This window comes from Leptospira alstonii serovar Sichuan str. 79601 (assembly GCF_000347175.1).
GTDB lineage: Bacteria > Spirochaetota > Leptospiria > Leptospirales > Leptospiraceae > Leptospira > Leptospira alstonii.
The window spans coordinates 78460-95597 of record NZ_ANIK01000045.1 but is presented as its reverse complement, the minus strand read 5'-3'; the positions used below and the strand labels follow the sequence as shown (position 1 = coordinate 95597).

The window sequence follows — 17138 nt, the reverse complement described above, 5'->3', positions numbered from 1 at the left end:
TTTACTTTGTGAGGTATGTGACTTTAAGAGATTTAAAACAGCCGGTTCTTTCATGAGCTTTCTTGGGCTGGTTCCTGGAGAATATTCCAGCGGTTCCAAAAGAAAACAAACGGGGATTACAAAAACGGGAAGTCCCAGACTTAGAAGGATTTTGACGGAAGCTGCTTGGCAGCATCGCTTTCCCGGAACAGGTAGTAAGATCGTAACTGCAAGGAGGGTCGGACAACCTGCGTTAGTCGTTGCTTTAGCAGAAAAAGCTTCCTTAAGATTACACAAGAAGTTTCGTAATATGCAGCAAAGAGGAAAAACACCTCAAGTAATGATAACGGCAGTCTCACGAGAGCTATCCGGTTTTCTTTGGGCAGCGATGAATCTAGTAGCTTAGAGTTAGAATAATGTTTCATCAAATGGTTTTATTCGTTAGAGAAGATGTACGATAAAGGAGGAATACTTGTTGACTCAGTGTTGAAGCAAATTTGAATTTCAAATTTGACCTTCGTTTTTAGACTAAGAACAGCTCCCGATGTATAGATTATCCTGCGGTATCCAACCCGCGAATATCAGTCTGATCAATCGTCGCGAATGCTTTTCTCTAACGAGTTAAACTATTTGATGATAAAAATGCGAAAAAATATTTACGGCTCGGTTGGGTGCGCCATATCAGAGTTTATCCCAAAACTTAAGAAACGTAAATTCGTGGAGAAAGTTTGCAGGAGTTCCCACAGAAACCGTCGCCTTGTGTCGTGAGGACTGTTCTTTCGAATCGATCCATTTGAATGTTTCTAGAGAGATGGAACGGCTCGGAAAGTTATTCTCTATCAGAAAATCATACTTTTTGCAAGTAAAAAGCTCCATTCTTGTCGGAACACTTACGTTTTATTGTATATATGTAAAGTCCTTGTAAAGTCCTAAAACCTAACCGCTCGCTACTTGAAACGTGCGTTTTTGATCCTTCTTCTTCCAAAATCCTTCTCAACTTTTGGGGTTGGTTATGGTGGAAAGCCCACCGCCGAGATTTCAATTCGGCGGCAAATCTCATTTTAAAACCGACGGTTTGGCCGGAACGATAACTACGGTTTGATTTTCTTGATCAGTTTCAGATCCGCCTTGTTAAAGACCGTAATCTGAACGCTACCCGAACTTTCTTCCTTACCGGTAACATAGATTTTTTCACCGTAAAAAGTGACGTTCGAATTCGGGCTGATTTCCTCGGAAGACTTGGCTTGTTTTTTAAGATCTTTACCGAAACGGGAAAGATAATATTTTTCCTCAACTTCCTCAAAGGCATAAATCTCGTCGCCTTTAACGATCATAGGAGATCTCCAGAAAATATTATCTTCGGCGGAAATCGTCGGCTTCAAAGTTTCCTGATCGATCAAAATCAACTTATGATTGGAAGAGTGACCGTCTTCAAAACCGATCACGAGAGCTTTTCCGTCCACGATCTCGAAAGTTCTACCGCAGATCTTGTTGAAGTCTCCTCTAACAATCGTGTCGTCTTTGGTAGGATCCAAAACCTGAAGTTCGTTGTTATAATGTCCCTTATCCAGGTATTTCAGGGTTTTTAAGAAAAGAATTTTTCCACCGACCACGTTCTTATCGAATTCTTCTTTTTTCTTTTCTTCCTCTTTTTTGGTTTCCAATTCTTTCTTCGTGTCTGCGAGTTCTTTTTTCAACTCCGCTTCCGATTTTTTGTCGTCCGAAGAGGATTTGCTATCGCTCCCGGACTTATTACCGTCGCTCTTAGAATCGGATTTAGAGGAATTTGAGGAGCCGGAAGAACCCGAAGAACCGGTTTTATTATTTTTTCTTTCTTCGTCTTTTTTAACGACTTCCTTTTCTTTTTCCTTTAACTTCTGCTCTTCTTTCTTGGCGGTTTCCTTTTCTTTTTGGATCTGCTCTTTTTCTTTTTTCTTTTCCGCTATCTGAGTTTTATTTTTTACGGGGTCTTTGTTCAGATCTTGAAGTTCTTTATCGGTTTTCGTTTCCTTATCGGAAATTTCTTTTTGTTTGTTTTGATTCTCTTCTTTTCTGCGTTTAACTTCTTCCAATTCTTTCTTGTTCTTTTCGTTCTGAAGGTCGCTGAACTTATCCTTTTCACCTTCCCCTTCTTTTTTCTTATCCAGCTCCTTATTCACCTCGTCTTCCAATTCGTCCGTATGAACGTCCTTACCGAGAACGTCTTCTACGAGAGGAATCAGAATCTGGGTTTTTCCGGGCCATTCGGAATAACGTTTGGAAATTCCGATGGAATTGTGGCTTACGAACTTAATTACGGAATTGGAATATTTCTTTCCGACATAACCCTTATCCTTTCTATGAATGGCATTGTAATACAAGATATAAGTGGCGAGAATGTCCGAATTCTTATCGTCATAACCGAAGTTGGATTTTACAAAACCCGACAGAATTCTCTGAATCGAATTGATATGTCCGTAATCGGAATCTTCCAAAATCGAAAAGACGTCCGCTCCGAATTTTTTTTCTTCGGGAGCGATTCTAGTTACGCTGATTGCGCCTTGAGTATGAGTTTTATCGGGTTCCTTTTTCAGAATGTCCGCAAGACTCAAACCGACTTTCTCGTTGGTTCCTCGAACTTCCTCCCCGGCTCTCTCGGAAGATCGATTGATAAAGCGAACTTTCTGAGAAGACCTAACTTCTTTTTCTCCGAGTTTGGAATTATCCTGAGAAAATAACGATAAAGAAAAACCGAAACATACGAACGCGATCCAGATTCTGAACATTCTAAAATTCTCCTTTTTATTCTCCCGAAGAGAAAGAGTCGTTTGACCCGGGAATAGGTTATCCTTAAGCATTCTATTGAGACAAGGATTTTTCCCGATCCCGAGTTTTCTTTGTCGGAAGAAAGTTGATCCCCAGCCTCCCTTCTGCAACCCTATCCTTATGTATTTGTTCCAGGAAAGAATTTATAATTTCGGCGCCGGGCCTGCTATGCTCCCTAACGAAGTGATGGAAATCGCAGCGGCTGAATTTTTGAACTATAAGGGTTCCGGAATGTCCATTATGGAGGTCAGTCATAGAGAACCCCTTTTTGAAGACGTAATCAAGGAAGCGGAAATCCTTTTACGCAAACTTCTCAATCTCGGAGACGATTACTCGATCGCATTCTTTTCGGGAGGAGCCACGTTACACTTCTCCGCACTTCCTCTCAATCTTCTCAAAGAAGGGGAAAGTTTCGACATCGCACACACTGGAATCTGGACGAAAAAAGCTTGGGAAGAAGGTCTTAAGTTCAACGAAGTCAACGTTATCCACGATGCGACGGACAATCATTTCACGGATACTCCCGTTCTAACCGACTCGAATCTTTCCGGAAGAGGAAAGTATCTTCATATCACTTCCAACAACACGATTTACGGAACTCAGTATCCCGAGATTCCCAAAATCAAACGCGTCCCTCTCGTAGCCGATATGACGAGCGAACTTTTGTCCCGTAAGATCGACGTGAAGGATTTCGGAGTCATCTTTGCGGGCGCGCAGAAAAACATCGGACCTTCCGGGCTCAGCCTTGCGATCATCCGAAACGATCTGCTCGGAATTTCAGGAAGAAAAATTCCGGTTCTATTGGACTATTCCGTGATGGTAAAAAACCAATCCCTTTACAACACTCCTTCCACGTATTCCATTTATATCGCCAAACTCGTGTTCGAGTGGCTTTTAAAGTTAGGCGGAATCGAAACGATCGAAAAGATCAACGAACAAAAAGCGAAGTTGATCTACGACTTTATCGATTCTTCTTCCTTATATACCTGCCCGGTTCAAAAAAGAGCCCGTTCCAAGATGAACGCGGTATTTTTACTCAAGGATAAAAATTTGGATTCTAAGTTTTTGGACGAGGCGGAAAAGAACGGCTTACACGGTTTAGGCGGACATAGGCTGGTGGGAGGGTTCAGAGCTTCGATCTACAATTCCATGCCTCTGGCGGGAGTTCAAAAGCTCGTTTCCTTTATGAAGGATTTTGAATCCAAAGTTTGATGAAACCTTCGTCCTTTAAAAAGATTTTTCAAATTTTGATCCCGGCGGTTACGTTAGTCGTCCTTGCATCGGGAGGTCCTTTTGCCTCCGGATTGAATTTTAATACACAAACTCCGGTTCGGGATTGTTTTACAAACGAGGTCGCTTCTTCCGAACTCTCGAACTTATTCAAGTCCGCTCTTCCTTTGGAGGAGAAAAAAAGAATCGCGGAAACGATCGCATACAAGGAAGGAAAATCCAGATCTCAATCGATCGTTTGTATCCAAAGTAAGAATTTATCGGAAGAAGATTATACAAAACTTCTTCTGGATTGGAACCGCTACCTTTTCATATACGCGGAACTGAATTCTTATTATGAAAATTACATTCTTTCGGATGAAAAGACAAGATCCTTAAACTCGATCGAATGGGAACTCCTTACGACACACCTCAAACAAAAGAAGGAGCTTTTGACCCGACTCAACGACGCAACCGGCTTTGCACTCAAAGGAGAAAAGATCTCCGAAGAAAATTTTTCAATGGTCTATCTTTCGTTATTCCTGCTTCAAGTCGAATTTTGGGACGCAATGCCTAAAACGTTTCGAGATTCCATTCTTTAAATCGACTTGGATCTTTGTTAGTGTGAAGAGCCGTCGCTTGCGCTATATCCATCTCGCTTCTAGATTAGGTAGAATTAAACATGGAAAGAATTATTTGCTTGAAACCTAAATCGGTCGAAACATAACCAATATTAGGTCATGAAAAAAATCGGAATCGCCTCGGATCACGGAGGCTTTGAACTCAAGGAATTTCTTCGCAATTCTCTCTCCGGAGAATTGGAAATCGTGGATTACGGAACCAAGGACGAAACCTCCGTGGATTATCCGATCATCATCTCGCAAGCTTGTAAAAAAGTTCTTTCCAAAGAAGTGGAAGGATTGATCGCCCTTTGTGGAACCGGAATCGGAGCTTCCATCGCCGCAAATCGTATGAGCGGAATCCGCGCCGCGCTTTGCCACGATCAATTTACCGCGGAAATGTCCAAACGCCATAATAACGCAAACGTTCTCGTTTTGGGCGGAAGAATCATCGGTAAGGAATTGGCTCTCAACATCGTTCGCACTTGGGTAAATACCTCTTTCGAAGGCGGACGTCACGAAAGAAGAGTCAACCAACTCGAAACCTTAAATTCTTAACAAAAAATCGGATGGGATCGATTTCAAATTCTAAAATCAAAATCGCCTTCCTTCCGATCGTTTTATTTTTTTTCATTTTACCCATTCCTTTTTTTCGGAAACCAAAGTTCTTCCGTTAGGCGACTTACAAAAAAACGGACTCGAACTCTCTGGTAAGAACGGAGATAACAAAACCCTTAAACTGCAAACTCGAAATCGAAGTCTCGGCGCCGATCTTTATTTGAATTTCGAATCTGGGAATCCCTCCGACCTAAAGGATTCATCAGGAAATTATAAAGTTCTTATGTCTTCGTATTTACCCGATTCCGAAAACGTGTTTCATTCTAGCAGGAGCGCGCGTTTTTCCGGAAAACGCACCGGAATCAAAATCGCACATTCCAACTCGGGTCTTTTGACTTCCAAAGATCTAACGAAAGAATTTTACATCGGCTTCAGTTTTCTTCCGGGAACGGTCGAAAAAGACGCGACTCTCATTTCCAAACGCTATGAAACTTACGGAAACAGTTACGGCTGGGATTTAAAAATCGCCAACGATCGACTCAAGGCGGGATTTTATTCCTTTTTTGAAACGGAGGAAAAACGTTTTCTTTCTTTGTTTCTGACTTCGAACACGACCCTGAAAAAAAATCAGTGGAACCGAGTTCTTCTTCATTTCAATCCATCCGAAAGAGAAATCGTACTTTATCTCAACGGAAAGGAATCCGCAAGGGGCGCAATTCCGGCCAATCAAAATTTGACTCGTATCGGATTTCATCCCGACGATACGACTTCGTTTCGTATCGCAAGTTCGTATTACGGCTGGATGGAAAATTTTTCGGTCTTTCAAGGAAAACCGAACCCGAGTTCGGAAGATACGTCCTTTCCCGGCCAAAACTTTGATCCGAAAACGCACACTTCGGAATCCAAGTTCGGAACAGGATTTTCGCCCGTTTATAAGAGCAAGTATTCGAGTTCTTTTCTGGATGAAGTTCAACTCAAAGCCGTACTTCCGACCTCTTCGGCGATGGAGCTGTACTTCAGAGCGTCCCCGACCCCGTTTACACCCGGCTCCGAAACGCCGACATGGATCGGCGTAGACTTAAGAAAATTAGAAAATTATAAAGTAGATTCTCTCGAACCGGATACGTATAGAATTCCCTTGAAAAGTTCCTTAAAGAAATTTTTGGGGATTTCGGAAAACAAAGAAGACCTTCTCCCGTTTCGATACTATCAATGGAGAATCAAACTTAAATCCGATCCGAGCGGAAATCGAACCCCCGAATTAAAAAATATATCCCTGACGTTCCGAGAAACCGATCCTCCCGTACGTCCTCTCGGTTTAAAAGTAACGGAAAATTCAGTGGACGATAACGGACCGAGCGTCTGTTTGAACTGGAAGTCCAATCCGGAAAGGGATGTCATCAACGGGGGAGGTTATTTCATTCATTACGGAATTCATCCCGATAGAATGGTGGGAATCGTTCGTGGAACTTTCGCCGAGTCGGAAGGAATGCCGAATAAAAAGAATCGTCCGAAACATCCGGCTTCGGATTATCTCGATCCGATCACGGGACTTCCTCCGGGAAAGAACACAAGCCATATTCAAGAATATTATAATAAACTTTCGACTTGCATCGATAATAGGATCATTTCCCTGAATTCGGAAAATCTTTTGGAAAAGAATCAGTTGTTCTTAAAAAAAGGAACGACTTACTTTTTCAGAATCAGCGCTTACAATAAATTCTATCATTTTCAAACCGGAAAAGATCAAGTATCCGCCTTAAGCGATCCCGTCGAAGTTTATTTCCTGAGCGAGTAAGATTTTGATCATCTTTTGATCCGGAAGATTTTTATCCACGGTGATAAAACCGTCCAAATCCTTTTCGATCGCGATCGAAATTTCGTTCCAAACCCATTCAACGGCTCCGAATTCTTTGGAAAACTTTTGCGCCAAGGAAAGGTTTTCGGATTTAAAATCAAGGACATCCAAACAAAGCCGTTTTGTCTGATTCCAAAGGATCTCTCGTTTGATAGGATCCTTTTCTTTTTCCAACAAAGGAAGAACGGAGATCGTGCCGGTATAAAACAGATGTTGTTCTTTGATCAATCTTTCGATCGAACCCGAAACGATCGTTTTTAAATCGGAAGGGCCTTGAACAAGAGTTTCCAATAAGGATTGGGAGAGATAGTATTTCATTCTTCTTTTAAGTTTACGAGAACTCGGAGCGCTTCCAATCTTTCGTAAGAATCGGATCGATACACTTCGTTTCTGAAAGACAATCGTAACATTTCACCCGCCGATAGATTTCTTTTTTCGGCTTCGTTTTTGAGAAGTTCGAGTTCTTCCTCCGTCATAAGGAGCTGGAATCGTTTATCGACTCTTGCCATCAGTTTTCTTCTCTCATTTCCTTATCGTTCTTAAGATATATTCTAAAATAAATATCCGCGTCCTTCAATTGACCCAGGGTTTGATAGATACAGGCGATATTGTAGTTCGCTTCGTTCAGTCTAAAATCGTATTTAAAGGATTTCTTAAAAATCTGAATCGCCCTGTCTTCTCTTCCGGCGTACCATTCGGACATCGCCCATATAAAATGCCATTTACCGAGATCGGGATCTCTCGGAGTCGCTTGAGAAAGATATTCTAAAACTTCCTCGAACGTTTTTGCCGCAAGAAGATAATTCTCCTTGATTTTTTTGAGTTTTTCCATTCTGGAAAAAACGTCTTCCGAGTATCCGGGAATTTCCAAATCCTTACGATAGAACAAGGCTCGGGCATACCAGAGTTTAACCGTAAGGTCCGCGGGATTTTTTTCCACGAACTTTTGAAGGTAAGGAATCGACTCGGTCTCCTCCTTGGCTTCGTTCATCTTGAGAATTTTTTCTTTAACCGCGCGGTTCCATTCCTTTCGGTTTTCTTCGTTTGCAAAAATCGAAAAACAGAAAAACGTTAAGAACAAAAACAGAATTGATAAACGAATTGGAACCATGACCGGATCGGAAAGAAACTTACAGATATGTGAAAAGATTCTTTCCGTTTTCCGGAAAAACGTCCACTATAAAATCGTACGCGTTTCCGGTTTGATCCGTCAAAGAACGGACTTGCTCTTCCAAATCCTTTTTCGTGTACAAACCGAACGCTCCGACGCCGATTACGAAACATATATCCTCGGGACCGATGATTTCGGAAATTTGCGACATTACTTTTTTACGAAGCGACTCAAGTTTATTGAATTCCTTTCCGTGAAATTCGATTCGAAAAGACTTCGTAAGTCCTCTTTCGCCGTCGGTCGCGATTCTCATCAAGTGAATTCGGGAAGAAACGACGTCCCGTTTATCTCGGAACAATTCGCCTAAAATCTTTCGATCGTATTCCTCGAAAGCGGGAACCACGGGTTCCAAAGAATGAAAGATTATGTTTTCGATTTCCTGAGCGTGTTCTTCCGTAGGCGGATCTTTGAAAAACAAGAAGAATCGAAACGGAATTCCGAAGTTGGACAAAGGAATGGTAAGAATGGAAATGCAGGATTCCAAATCAATCGGATCGAACTTCTTTCGAAAAAAACGATCCGACTTTCTTTCGTCCGTGATTTCAATGAGAGAATATTTTCCCGACTCTTTTCCGATGTATTGATCGTCGTAGAGAAAAATCATATTTGCCGTAGTGCGGTCTTTGAGTCCGTACGTCACAAAAGGATTATAACTACCGTTTCTTCTGTCGTAGTAGTGAATCGAAAAACCGAAAAGTTTGAGACCGGAAAATACGGATATGTAGTATTTTAGAATAAACGAATATTCGGATTCCAACCCGTAACCGAGTTCGTCCAAAACTTCCAGAATTTTTCTTCTGTCCCGAATTTGAAGGGTGTTCAGCCATTTCATATAACCCGGACCCAACTCCGAACGATGGGAAGAACGAATCGGTTCCGGTTCGGAATGCGGTTTGTCCGCAGGCGTATCGGGTTTTTCGCGAGTAGGTTCGTTCACCTTGGAAATCAAACTCTCCAATTCGGAAGTAAAAATTTCGGAACGTTTTTTTTCGATCTCGGGCGGAATCGGCGTTTGGGCTTTGAACTTTTGCGGATCCCTTAAAAACGCGGGGGAAACATAACCTTCTTTTTTCAGTTCGAAAGGAAGGACGAAGATGGAAGGACCGTCTTCCCGTTTTACTTCCTTCATACTGATCGGAGAGCTTTTTAAATCGAAGTCCACTTCTTCGGAGGTTAAGGTTTGTATTTCTTCTACTTTGACCTTTTGCGCCGACTCCATTGCATTTTGTTTGGCGGTTTGGAGCGCGGCGATTCCCTTCGAGATCCTTCCTACGATCTCCTGAATTTCTTTTCCTTCCCGATTCGTAAAAAAATTCCGTTTGATTCTTAAGATTCGAATCATCAGATCGATCAAGAATAATATAGCGAGAAACCCCGAAAGGAATAAGAAAAAAAGTCCGTCGTTTCCGGGTTTTAAAACGAGAATTCCCTTTAAGAAACCGTAAGAATTTTCGGGTGTCGCATAATAATATCCGATAAACGAAACGGAACCGATTTGAACCCGATTGACCGGGCTTCTGGATCGGTTCACTTCGTCGACTAACAGAGAAGAAATCCGACCCCTGTTCAAACCGTAAGATTGTTTTCCCGGTTCCACATAACCTCCGAATTTCAAATCGGGGATCAATATGGATTCGGTTCCGGAAAAAGAGACACGAAACAAATCCTCTCTGAGTTCCGCGAGAATCAATTTCTTTTCCTTAGGATCGGGAAGGCAAAATACCAAAGAAGGTTTTAAGGAAAATAAACGACTTGTTCCTTCTTTCAACGTTTCCTCAAGAAGTTTTCCTTCCGCGTCTTTGCGAGAAACGAGATCCGATTCCGTAACGAACTTCAAACCGGAGACGATCGGAAATTCCAACTGTAAATTTTCCAATTCCGACGGCGAGTGTATCCGGCCTAATCCGATTTCAAGACGACGAAATTCCTCGTTCAAATTCGTAAACACGGAATTCATTCGATATTTATAATATACTCCGTCCGGAAAATACGGCGCTAAAATATAATAAAAAAAGGAAAGAGCCGATAAAATTAAAATCGCGATTCTTAATTTGAGTCCGGTCATGACAAATCCCTTTTTAAAAGAAGTATTAACCTCAGGAAAACGTCCCTCAATCTGAGAACCTTCTCCTTATGATCGAATTCCTTCTCTACGACGATCGAATGAACCAAAGTGGAGGAGATGATTCCCAACCCGCAGGCTCCGAGCAAAAAGGACAGAAACACGAAAATCCGAAACGACTGTTCCAATCTGGATCCCTTATCGTAGGAAAGAAAAATGGTATGATTCCCGATTTTATTTTTTTCCCAAAGAGGACGATCCTTCCAACCGATCGTAGGTTTATTAAATTCCGCTAATATTTCTTCCAAATTGTCCGGATAGTCGAGCGATCTAAGATCGTTCGAACCGATTAAGGAATCGTTCCCGATTTTTCCGGATTCAAAAATCCAATAAACCTGTTTGTCCCTGATATTAAACGGAAGCGACATGTGTTTTCCCAATTCAAAACCGTTCATCCATAGGAACCATTCGCCGTCCTTACTTCGGTAGATAGGAATTCCGGAGTTGTCAAAGTTGATTCCGGAAGGTAAAACTTTCAAGTCGCCTAAGCGGAGATCTCCGTTAAAAATCTCCTTCGTCTCTTCGCTGGAATACACGAGACGGTACGACGAATCGTATATCTTGATCGATCTCAGTTCCAAATTCTTCAGCAAACTTTCGCCGAGTTCCTTCGCTTGTTTGGGAAGAAAAAAATTTCGAATCGTATATTCTATCTTGGAACCCGTTTCGAAAAGAGGAGCCTTTCTGGCTTCGGACCAAACCTTTAAAAAAACATCCCGCCTTAAAAATCCTTCGTTACCGGCGGGGTTTAACGGAAACTTCATACAAGACTCTTTCCATTCCTCCTTAAAAAAAGGGATGGAAACGGGAATCAGCCCTAATAGAATCAGCGTTAGGACAAAGGTGATTTTACTGTAAAAGTTGGACGTCACTGTTTTTAGTATCGGTCCTTTTGGTCTAACCTGAGAGAAGAAAACCGCTATGATTTTTTATATGTTTATCGACGGAATCGGATTCGGACCCGATGATCCGGAAACGAATCCGTTTTCCAGATACGCGAAGTCGTTCTTTCTTCCTCTCGCAGGAAAACCGATTCCGGAAAACGCTCCGCCTTCTCTCAAGGACGCCGTCTTTCTAAAAACGGACGCGAGTATGGGAATCAAAGGTCTTCCTCAAAGCGCTACCGGTCAGACTTCTCTTTGGACGGGAATCAACGCTTGTAAGGTACTGCAAAGACATCTAAGCGGATTTCCCACCTTTACTCTCAAAAAAATCATCAGTAAATATTCCATCCTTCGAGTTTTGGAAGAACACGGTTTTAAAGCGGATCTTTTAAATTGTTATACTCCGGCCTTTGCGGAACACGTAAAAAAAAATCCGCGCCACGTTTCGGCGTCCACTTTAATTCAAATGGCGAGCGATAAACCCCTCAAAGGAATGGACGATCTTCGTCAGGGTAAAGGTCTTTATATGGACATCACCCATGAATATCTGAAAGAATTTTCCAGGGGTTATTTGGACGAATCCGACGAATTGTTTCAAATCCGAGATCCGTACGAAACCGGAAAGTCCATCATCCGCAATTGCAAAAAAGACGATTACGCTCTTTGTATTTATGAGTTTTTTCTAACGGACAAGATCGGTCATAAGATGAACTGGGAAGCGGCCGAAAAATATATCGGAGAACTGGAGGCATTTCTGACGGGAATATTAGAAGAATTGAATCCGGAAGAGGATCAATTGATCGTAACTTCCGATCACGGAAACCTGGAAAACTTGAGTGTGGACGTTCATACACTCAATCAGGTTCCCACGGTTCTTTACGGAAAATATACGCAGACGATGAAAAAAAAGATCCGCTCGATCGTGGACATTCCGATCGCGATCTACGAAGTCCTCGGAATTCAAATCGAACTCAAAGACGAAGAGTTTATAAAAACGGAATCTTAGAATTTCAGAATATTCTCAATCGACTTTTTCGGATTCCAGATCTTCCTTACTTTTTTCCTTATCGGAATTTTTATAGTGAAGATTATCCTCCACTTGATCCAAGGATTCTTTTTTCCAAGCGCTCGCTTTTCTTCCTACGGAAGAATCCGGATATTTATCCGTAGCTTCTTGGAATAAGGCGGCCGCCTTTTCGTATTTTCCGCTTTTGAAATAGATCGTTCCTTTTCGGAAAAGGGCCGTTTGATCCAAAGAACCGTCTTGGTTTTCCAAAACTCGATTTAAATATTGAAGGGAAGAATCTGATTTGCCGATCGCTTCGTAACTTTCGGCAATATAAAACAAAGCCTGTTCTTCCGCTTTAGGACCGATTCCCATATCAAGAGCTTTTTTGAAAGTATCGATCGCTCCGTGATATTGTTTACGAACGTAGAGTTGTCTCGCCTTCTCTAGGATTCCGTTTCTAAATTCGGAACCCACCTTTTCTTTTTCAGGATCAAAGTAAAATCCGGCCTGAGCGTAGTCGTCGTAGACGTCGTAGGAGGACCAGTCTTTACCCATTCTTCGTAAGGATTTTCCCCAGCGTACTCGTGCCTTCACGTTTTCGGGATCTTCCTGAAGCGCAAGAACGTAGTTTTTGCGGGAAAGATCGTAATTCCCTTTCTTCATATAATAGTCCGCGATTGCGGATAACGCGTTCGATCGAAGTTTTGGGTCCGCTGAAATTCTAAGGACTTCTTCCAGATGACCTTTTCCTTCCTCGTCCCGATTGAGTTGTAAAAGAAGATTCCCCATCGAGTACGCGACCTTTGCACGTTCGTCTCTGGAAAGACCTTCTTTCTGATTCAACTCGCGATAAATTCCAAGCGCCAACAAGCTGTCTTGGTTTCTTTCCAAGGCTCTGCCCATATCGTATTTCACTCGGAAAGAATATTCTTCGGGAATTTCTTTCGCGGAAAGTTCGGAGAAGATGTCGACCGCTTTTTCGGAGGCGCTGGCGTTCGTCTGTTTTAAGTATTCCTCGCCTTCCTTGATTCTTTCCAAAGCCGTCGTCCGTTTGGAATCCTCGTCTTTAATCGTAGTCTGGTAAACTCCGATTAAAAGACCGGCACAGATAAATAAAAAACCAGTGATTAAGATGATGGAGCGATTCATGGATTTCCTCCGGAGATCCGAGACAGACAACGCCTCGACCAAAACTCCGAGCGTTCTGCATTGTAAAATTTACTATCTCTATTGATGAAATACTTAAGGGCTTCTTTATAATTCCTTTTCTTGTAGTAGGAGAGTCCAGTGAAAAATTTCGCCTTACCCCTTATGTAAACGGAATTTCCGTTTTTAACGTACGGTTTCAAATCATGGATCGCGTCCGAAAATTCCTTTTTCCAATAAGTTTGCATCAAGATTTTATCAAGTTCGTCGCCGGTACCGGAAAACTCTTCCTGTTGTTTGTCTTTGGAATGTTCTTCCTCATTGATCGAATGTTCTTCCTGCTCATCCTTTTCCTTCGGTGCAGTTTCTTCCGAACCTTCAACTTTGGAATCCTTATCCGCATTGACGGCGACAAAGGATTCGTTTTCAACAAGATTAAATCCTTCCTTATCCCGATGTTTTACCGTAACTCCGAAATAAATTTTCGAATCCAAGGATTTCATGCGAATCTGCGCCGCCGTATCCGGATGATTGACCTCGCCCAATTTGCGGACATTACCTCCGAGAAAGGTGGCGGTCCCGCCGCTCAAGGGTTTGAGAGCTTGGTAGATCGTGTAAACCGTATTTTCATCCGCTCTTTCGGGAGCCTTCCATTCGAGTTTTACGTTAAGATCCTCGACGGCCGCCGTAAGATCCTTTACGCGCATTTCATCTTCCGAATATTCCGGAGTTGTAATGTTTCCGGAACCGCCTTTACCCGGCCCGCCTATGTAAAAAAATCGGGTGAAGGATTGACCGTTTATCAAGGGTAAGATTTCTTTCACACCGGATCGAACGCTGATTCCGTAATAGACCGTCTGAGACTTGTTCAGATCCTGATCCAAGAATGTGGATTCGGGATGACTCAATTCGGTCAGTTTTTCCGCTTTTCTCATCAAAGATAAGGAAGACATGGGTTCCGGAGAACGATAAACGGTGTAAACGGTCGCGTTCTGAATCGCCTTTTCATACGGCGTCCAATTCAATCGAAGATGTTTACCTTCTTTTTTAACGGTGAGATCGGTCACTCTTGCATCGTCCGGAATTTCCGGAACTTTGTTTTCGGAGTTAGACGCCGGAGTAAGCGCGTGTTCGATAACAACCGGAATCATCGTAAAGTTTTTTCCCGGAATCAGTTTGATCGTCTGCTTTTTAACGTGATGCGCCAAAATGACCGCGTAATAATAAGTTCCCGGTTTGAGATTATAATCGAAGATCTGAGTCACTCCACCCGCGATTCCGCTCGGGTATTTCCCCAACGAATCGGCGATCATACATTTTTCAGGAGTATCGATCATAGAGGAAGAACGAGCGATAATGATTTCACCGGTTTCTTTCGGAGCATCCCAGAAGATCCGAATCGAATTCTCATCCTTCTTTAAAATCTCCGCATGAATGGAATTAGCCACACTGTAGTTTTCCACCTGATTTTGATTGAACGTGTTATCCTGAGCCCCCGGAAAGGAAACTAACGTTATGAACAAGACTAATAGCGTGCGAATTTTCATAAAAGGAATGTCTTTGGTACTTATTATCGACAGTCCAAACCTTGTTATTTAATTAACGCGAGTTCGTGGAGAACTCAACATCCGTAAGACAAACGATAAGACCGCGATTTCGGGTTTGACATTTCCGAAACGATGGATTAGACATAATTCAGGTAAGAATTATGAGCGACCTGGATTATTACGAAAACCCGGAATATCAGAGCTTTCTGATTTCCAGCAGACGTCGCGAACTTACTCCGCCGGAAGTCGTATTCAAACATTTCAGCCTTAAAGAAGTAATGAATTTGGTCGATTTCGGAATGGGACTCGGTTATTTTACCTTAGAATTAAAAAAACAACTTCCGAAAGACGCTTGGATCTGGGGAGCGGAATACCAACAGGATTTAATCGACGAAGTACTTCATTGGAAAAATCGAGACGAGATTTCGAATTTCACACCGTTCTTCATCGAAAAGTCGGACCATCCCCTTTTACCGGAATGGATTCCGGCTCCGGACGCGGTTTTTGCATCCTTAGTTCTATCGACATTTCCGGATCCGGGACTTGCCATGGACGGTCTCATACGCTCCGTAAAAAAAGGGGGCAAGTTGATCGTTCTAGATTGGATGAAAAATGAATATTCGATCGGGCCTAAGATCAGCGACAAAATCTCTTTGGATAAAATGAAATTCTTAGCGGAGATGTATCATCTCGACGTGGTAAAGAATGTTAGAATATCCGAATATGTTTACGGCTTGGAAGTTGTCGCAGGAAAAAATTTCGAGTACAGTTTTTACGATCTTAAAGAAGAAGAGGACACGACGGAAGAATTCATAAGATCTTAGAATATACTTACTTGATTTGAAAAAGAGTATTCGCTCCTCCGCCTAGATAAGTGTCCGGATATTTTCCGTCCCATTTTTTGATTCTTTCCATTTCCACCATCATCGGAGTGATTTGTTGCGATTTCAGTCTTAAAGTTTCCGCTTCTGCGCGGGCATTTACGATCTGTTGTTCCGCTTCGATTTTAACTTTTTCGAGTTCGTTTTTAGCTCTCAGGGCGTCTTGCTCCGCTTTCTGCTTAAGTTCGATGGATTCGGAAAACGTTTTGGAAAATTCAAAATCCTTCATGGAAACTTCGTCGACAAGGATATAAAACTTTCCAAGTTTATTTTTAAGAAGATCATGAATTTCTAATGAAACCGTTTCTCTTTTGACTACGAGATCCGACGCGGTAAATTGAGCGGTTACGTGTTTCATTGTTTCCAGAATCGCGGGAATGATAATCGTTTCTTCATAGTCCATTCCGATTTCTTGATAGAGTTTATTGACTTGATTTGGTGAAAGGTGATAGGTCAAAGTGATATTGGTATGAATTTCCTGTAAATCGCTGGAAGGCGCGGCGGAATTCGCTTCTACTTTTTGAATCTTGACATTGATACTTTTTACCGATTGAACGATCGGAGTCACGAAATTAATTCCTTCTCCGAGAATTCGATCCGATACGGATCCTAAATTTGTCACAACTCCCCGATGCCCCGGACCGATACAAACAATCGGATTAAAAATCAGAACGCCGATCAATACAACGCCTTTTAACCAATGTTTTTTAGCAAACTCTAATAATTTTTCCATATTTCCGCTCCTGTTGGATCCATCCTGAATTTTCAAAGAGGCGAAAACATCCTTCTTCCCTCGCATTGTAGCCGCTCCCTTGTTTTGAAAATTTTAACCATCCTGTTATTTTTCGCATTATTTTCAATTAGCTTTTAGATTTATACATGAGATGAAATTTATAATTCTTATCTTATGTACAAATGATGATCCAATCAGTCGGAAAATAATTAGGGAATATACCAATAACTGTTTTCCACAGGATCGTAACCGTAGAGAGATCCATATTGATCAGATACTTTGATAACTTGAACGTGACCGCGCGCATTTTTGGTCCAGCTTACTCTTTAGATTTTTCCCAGAGCGTTTTTGCGACGCGAAAGGCAAGGTAGACAATAAGGATAAAGTTAATTACGATCAGAAAAAAATTGATCCATTGGACATTTTTTTTCCAAGATGGAACGAAGTCCAAAAAACCAACCATTATGAGAAAGTGAAAGAATATTACAAAAGCGACGACTATCTTAATTTTAAAATCTTTCATAATCACTTCAGTGCAAAAAATTCACCACTCTCCATTTTTTAGAGTCAAGTTTTCTCGAACAACCAATGAGGCCGATGGAAAAGACCGTCTTGG

At 41.9% G+C, this 17138-nt stretch carries 15 protein-coding genes and 1 pseudogene; 7 read left to right on the top strand and 9 right to left on the bottom strand.

The window, feature by feature from the left end:
• On the top strand, window positions 1-385 hold a 385-nt coding region (locus LEP1GSC194_RS10490; protein ID WP_036040695.1), incomplete at its 5' end, for a transposase.
• Between the two features lie 685 nt (window positions 386-1070).
• On the opposite strand, the gene LEP1GSC194_RS10480 is transcribed toward LEP1GSC194_RS10490, so the two are convergent.
• Entirely contained in the window at window positions 1071-2744 is a 1674-nt protein-coding gene (locus LEP1GSC194_RS10480) for a P83/100 family protein (RefSeq protein WP_036042216.1), read from the bottom strand.
• A gap of 160 nt (window positions 2745-2904) precedes the next feature.
• On the opposite strand from LEP1GSC194_RS10480, the gene serC reads away from it, so the two are divergent.
• From serC to LEP1GSC194_RS10460, 4 genes and pseudogenes are all read left to right on the top strand, one after another.
• Window positions 2905-3996 (top strand): 3-phosphoserine/phosphohydroxythreonine transaminase, encoded by a 1092-nt coding sequence (gene serC, locus LEP1GSC194_RS10475; protein ID WP_020773516.1) that lies wholly within the window; start codon window positions 2905-2907, stop codon window positions 3994-3996.
• A complete protein-coding gene (locus LEP1GSC194_RS10470) occupies window positions 3996-4595 on the top strand; it encodes a hypothetical protein (protein ID WP_020773554.1) in 600 nt (199 codons plus the stop codon). The genes serC and LEP1GSC194_RS10470 overlap by 1 nt, the downstream gene beginning before the upstream one ends.
• A gap of 138 nt (window positions 4596-4733) precedes the next feature.
• Window positions 4734-5171, top strand: a complete 438-nt coding sequence (gene rpiB, locus LEP1GSC194_RS10465) for a ribose 5-phosphate isomerase B (protein WP_003006736.1) — start codon at window positions 4734-4736, stop codon at window positions 5169-5171.
• A gap of 11 nt (window positions 5172-5182) precedes the next feature.
• Window positions 5183-6969: pseudogene (locus LEP1GSC194_RS10460) on the top strand (glucanase).
• Here LEP1GSC194_RS10460 and LEP1GSC194_RS10455 read toward each other — a convergent pair.
• The 5 genes from LEP1GSC194_RS10455 to LEP1GSC194_RS10435 are packed head-to-tail and all read right to left on the bottom strand — an operon-like array spanning window position 6931 to window position 11194.
• A complete protein-coding gene (locus LEP1GSC194_RS10455) occupies window positions 6931-7347 on the bottom strand; it encodes a hypothetical protein (RefSeq protein ID WP_017807767.1) in 417 nt (138 codons plus the stop codon). The pseudogene LEP1GSC194_RS10460 and the gene LEP1GSC194_RS10455 sit on opposite strands and share 39 nt — an antisense overlap.
• Window positions 7344-7538, bottom strand: coding sequence for a CopG family transcriptional regulator (locus tag LEP1GSC194_RS10450; RefSeq protein ID WP_036042207.1), 195 nt, complete (start codon window positions 7536-7538; stop codon window positions 7344-7346). Before LEP1GSC194_RS10450 ends, LEP1GSC194_RS10455 begins: the two co-directional genes overlap by 4 nt.
• Window positions 7538-8140 carry a hypothetical protein gene (locus LEP1GSC194_RS10445; protein ID WP_020773489.1) on the bottom strand — a complete coding sequence of 201 codons (603 nt, stop codon included), beginning with the start codon at window positions 8138-8140 and terminating at the stop codon, window positions 7538-7540. Before LEP1GSC194_RS10445 ends, LEP1GSC194_RS10450 begins: the two co-directional genes overlap by 1 nt.
• 19 nt (window positions 8141-8159) lie before the next feature.
• Window positions 8160-10265 carry a hypothetical protein gene (locus tag LEP1GSC194_RS10440; RefSeq protein ID WP_020773517.1) on the bottom strand — a complete coding sequence of 702 codons (2106 nt, stop codon included), beginning with the start codon at window positions 10263-10265 and terminating at the stop codon, window positions 8160-8162.
• A complete protein-coding gene (locus LEP1GSC194_RS10435; protein ID WP_020773504.1) occupies window positions 10262-11194 on the bottom strand; it encodes a hypothetical protein in 933 nt (310 codons plus the stop codon). The genes LEP1GSC194_RS10440 and LEP1GSC194_RS10435 overlap by 4 nt, the downstream gene beginning before the upstream one ends.
• A 49-nt stretch (window positions 11195-11243) precedes the next feature.
• Here LEP1GSC194_RS10435 and LEP1GSC194_RS10430 point away from each other — a divergent pair, with 49 nt between their 5' ends.
• Window positions 11244-12212 carry a metalloenzyme domain protein gene (locus LEP1GSC194_RS10430; RefSeq protein ID WP_020773566.1) on the top strand — a complete coding sequence of 323 codons (969 nt, stop codon included), beginning with the start codon at window positions 11244-11246 and terminating at the stop codon, window positions 12210-12212.
• A 15-nt stretch (window positions 12213-12227) separates the two neighbouring features.
• On the opposite strand, the gene LEP1GSC194_RS10425 is transcribed toward LEP1GSC194_RS10430, so the two are convergent.
• Together LEP1GSC194_RS10425 and LEP1GSC194_RS10420 are read right to left on the bottom strand one after the other, a co-directional pair.
• Window positions 12228-13364, bottom strand: a complete 1137-nt coding sequence (locus LEP1GSC194_RS10425; RefSeq protein ID WP_020773571.1) for a tetratricopeptide repeat protein — start codon at window positions 13362-13364, stop codon at window positions 12228-12230.
• Window positions 13361-14908, bottom strand: a complete 1548-nt coding sequence (locus LEP1GSC194_RS10420) for a tol-pal system YbgF family protein (RefSeq protein WP_036042205.1) — start codon at window positions 14906-14908, stop codon at window positions 13361-13363. The genes LEP1GSC194_RS10425 and LEP1GSC194_RS10420 overlap by 4 nt, the downstream gene beginning before the upstream one ends.
• 161 nt (window positions 14909-15069) lie before the next feature.
• Between LEP1GSC194_RS10420 and LEP1GSC194_RS10415 the strand changes: the two genes are divergently transcribed.
• Window positions 15070-15732 (top strand): class I SAM-dependent methyltransferase, encoded by a 663-nt coding sequence (locus LEP1GSC194_RS10415; protein WP_017810041.1) that lies wholly within the window; start codon window positions 15070-15072, stop codon window positions 15730-15732.
• A 7-nt stretch (window positions 15733-15739) separates the two neighbouring features.
• On the opposite strand, the gene LEP1GSC194_RS10410 is transcribed toward LEP1GSC194_RS10415, so the two are convergent.
• A complete protein-coding gene (locus LEP1GSC194_RS10410; RefSeq protein ID WP_036042214.1) occupies window positions 15740-16522 on the bottom strand; it encodes a prohibitin family protein in 783 nt (260 codons plus the stop codon).
• Window positions 16523-17138: the final 616 nt, after the last annotated feature.

Coding starts and splice junctions, on each gene's coding strand:
- serC (WP_020773516.1), top strand. CDS start 2,905: ATGTATTTGTTCCAGGAAAGAATTTATAATTTCGGCGCCGGGCCTGCT.
- LEP1GSC194_RS10440 (WP_020773517.1), bottom strand. CDS start 10,265: ATGACCGGACTCAAATTAAGAATCGCGATTTTAATTTTATCGGCTCTT.
- LEP1GSC194_RS10410 (WP_036042214.1), bottom strand. CDS start 16,522: ATGGAAAAATTATTAGAGTTTGCTAAAAAACATTGGTTAAAAGGCGTT.
- LEP1GSC194_RS10480 (WP_036042216.1), bottom strand. CDS start 2,744: ATGTTCAGAATCTGGATCGCGTTCGTATGTTTCGGTTTTTCTTTATCG.
- LEP1GSC194_RS10450 (WP_036042207.1), bottom strand. CDS start 7,538: ATGGCAAGAGTCGATAAACGATTCCAGCTCCTTATGACGGAGGAAGAA.
- LEP1GSC194_RS10470 (WP_020773554.1), top strand. CDS start 3,996: ATGAAACCTTCGTCCTTTAAAAAGATTTTTCAAATTTTGATCCCGGCG.
- LEP1GSC194_RS10415 (WP_017810041.1), top strand. CDS start 15,070: ATGAGCGACCTGGATTATTACGAAAACCCGGAATATCAGAGCTTTCTG.
- LEP1GSC194_RS10430 (WP_020773566.1), top strand. CDS start 11,244: ATGATTTTTTATATGTTTATCGACGGAATCGGATTCGGACCCGATGAT.
- LEP1GSC194_RS10420 (WP_036042205.1), bottom strand. CDS start 14,908: ATGAAAATTCGCACGCTATTAGTCTTGTTCATAACGTTAGTTTCCTTT.
- LEP1GSC194_RS10455 (WP_017807767.1), bottom strand. CDS start 7,347: ATGAAATACTATCTCTCCCAATCCTTATTGGAAACTCTTGTTCAAGGC.
- rpiB (WP_003006736.1), top strand. CDS start 4,734: ATGAAAAAAATCGGAATCGCCTCGGATCACGGAGGCTTTGAACTCAAG.
- LEP1GSC194_RS10445 (WP_020773489.1), bottom strand. CDS start 8,140: ATGGTTCCAATTCGTTTATCAATTCTGTTTTTGTTCTTAACGTTTTTC.
- LEP1GSC194_RS10425 (WP_020773571.1), bottom strand. CDS start 13,364: ATGAATCGCTCCATCATCTTAATCACTGGTTTTTTATTTATCTGTGCC.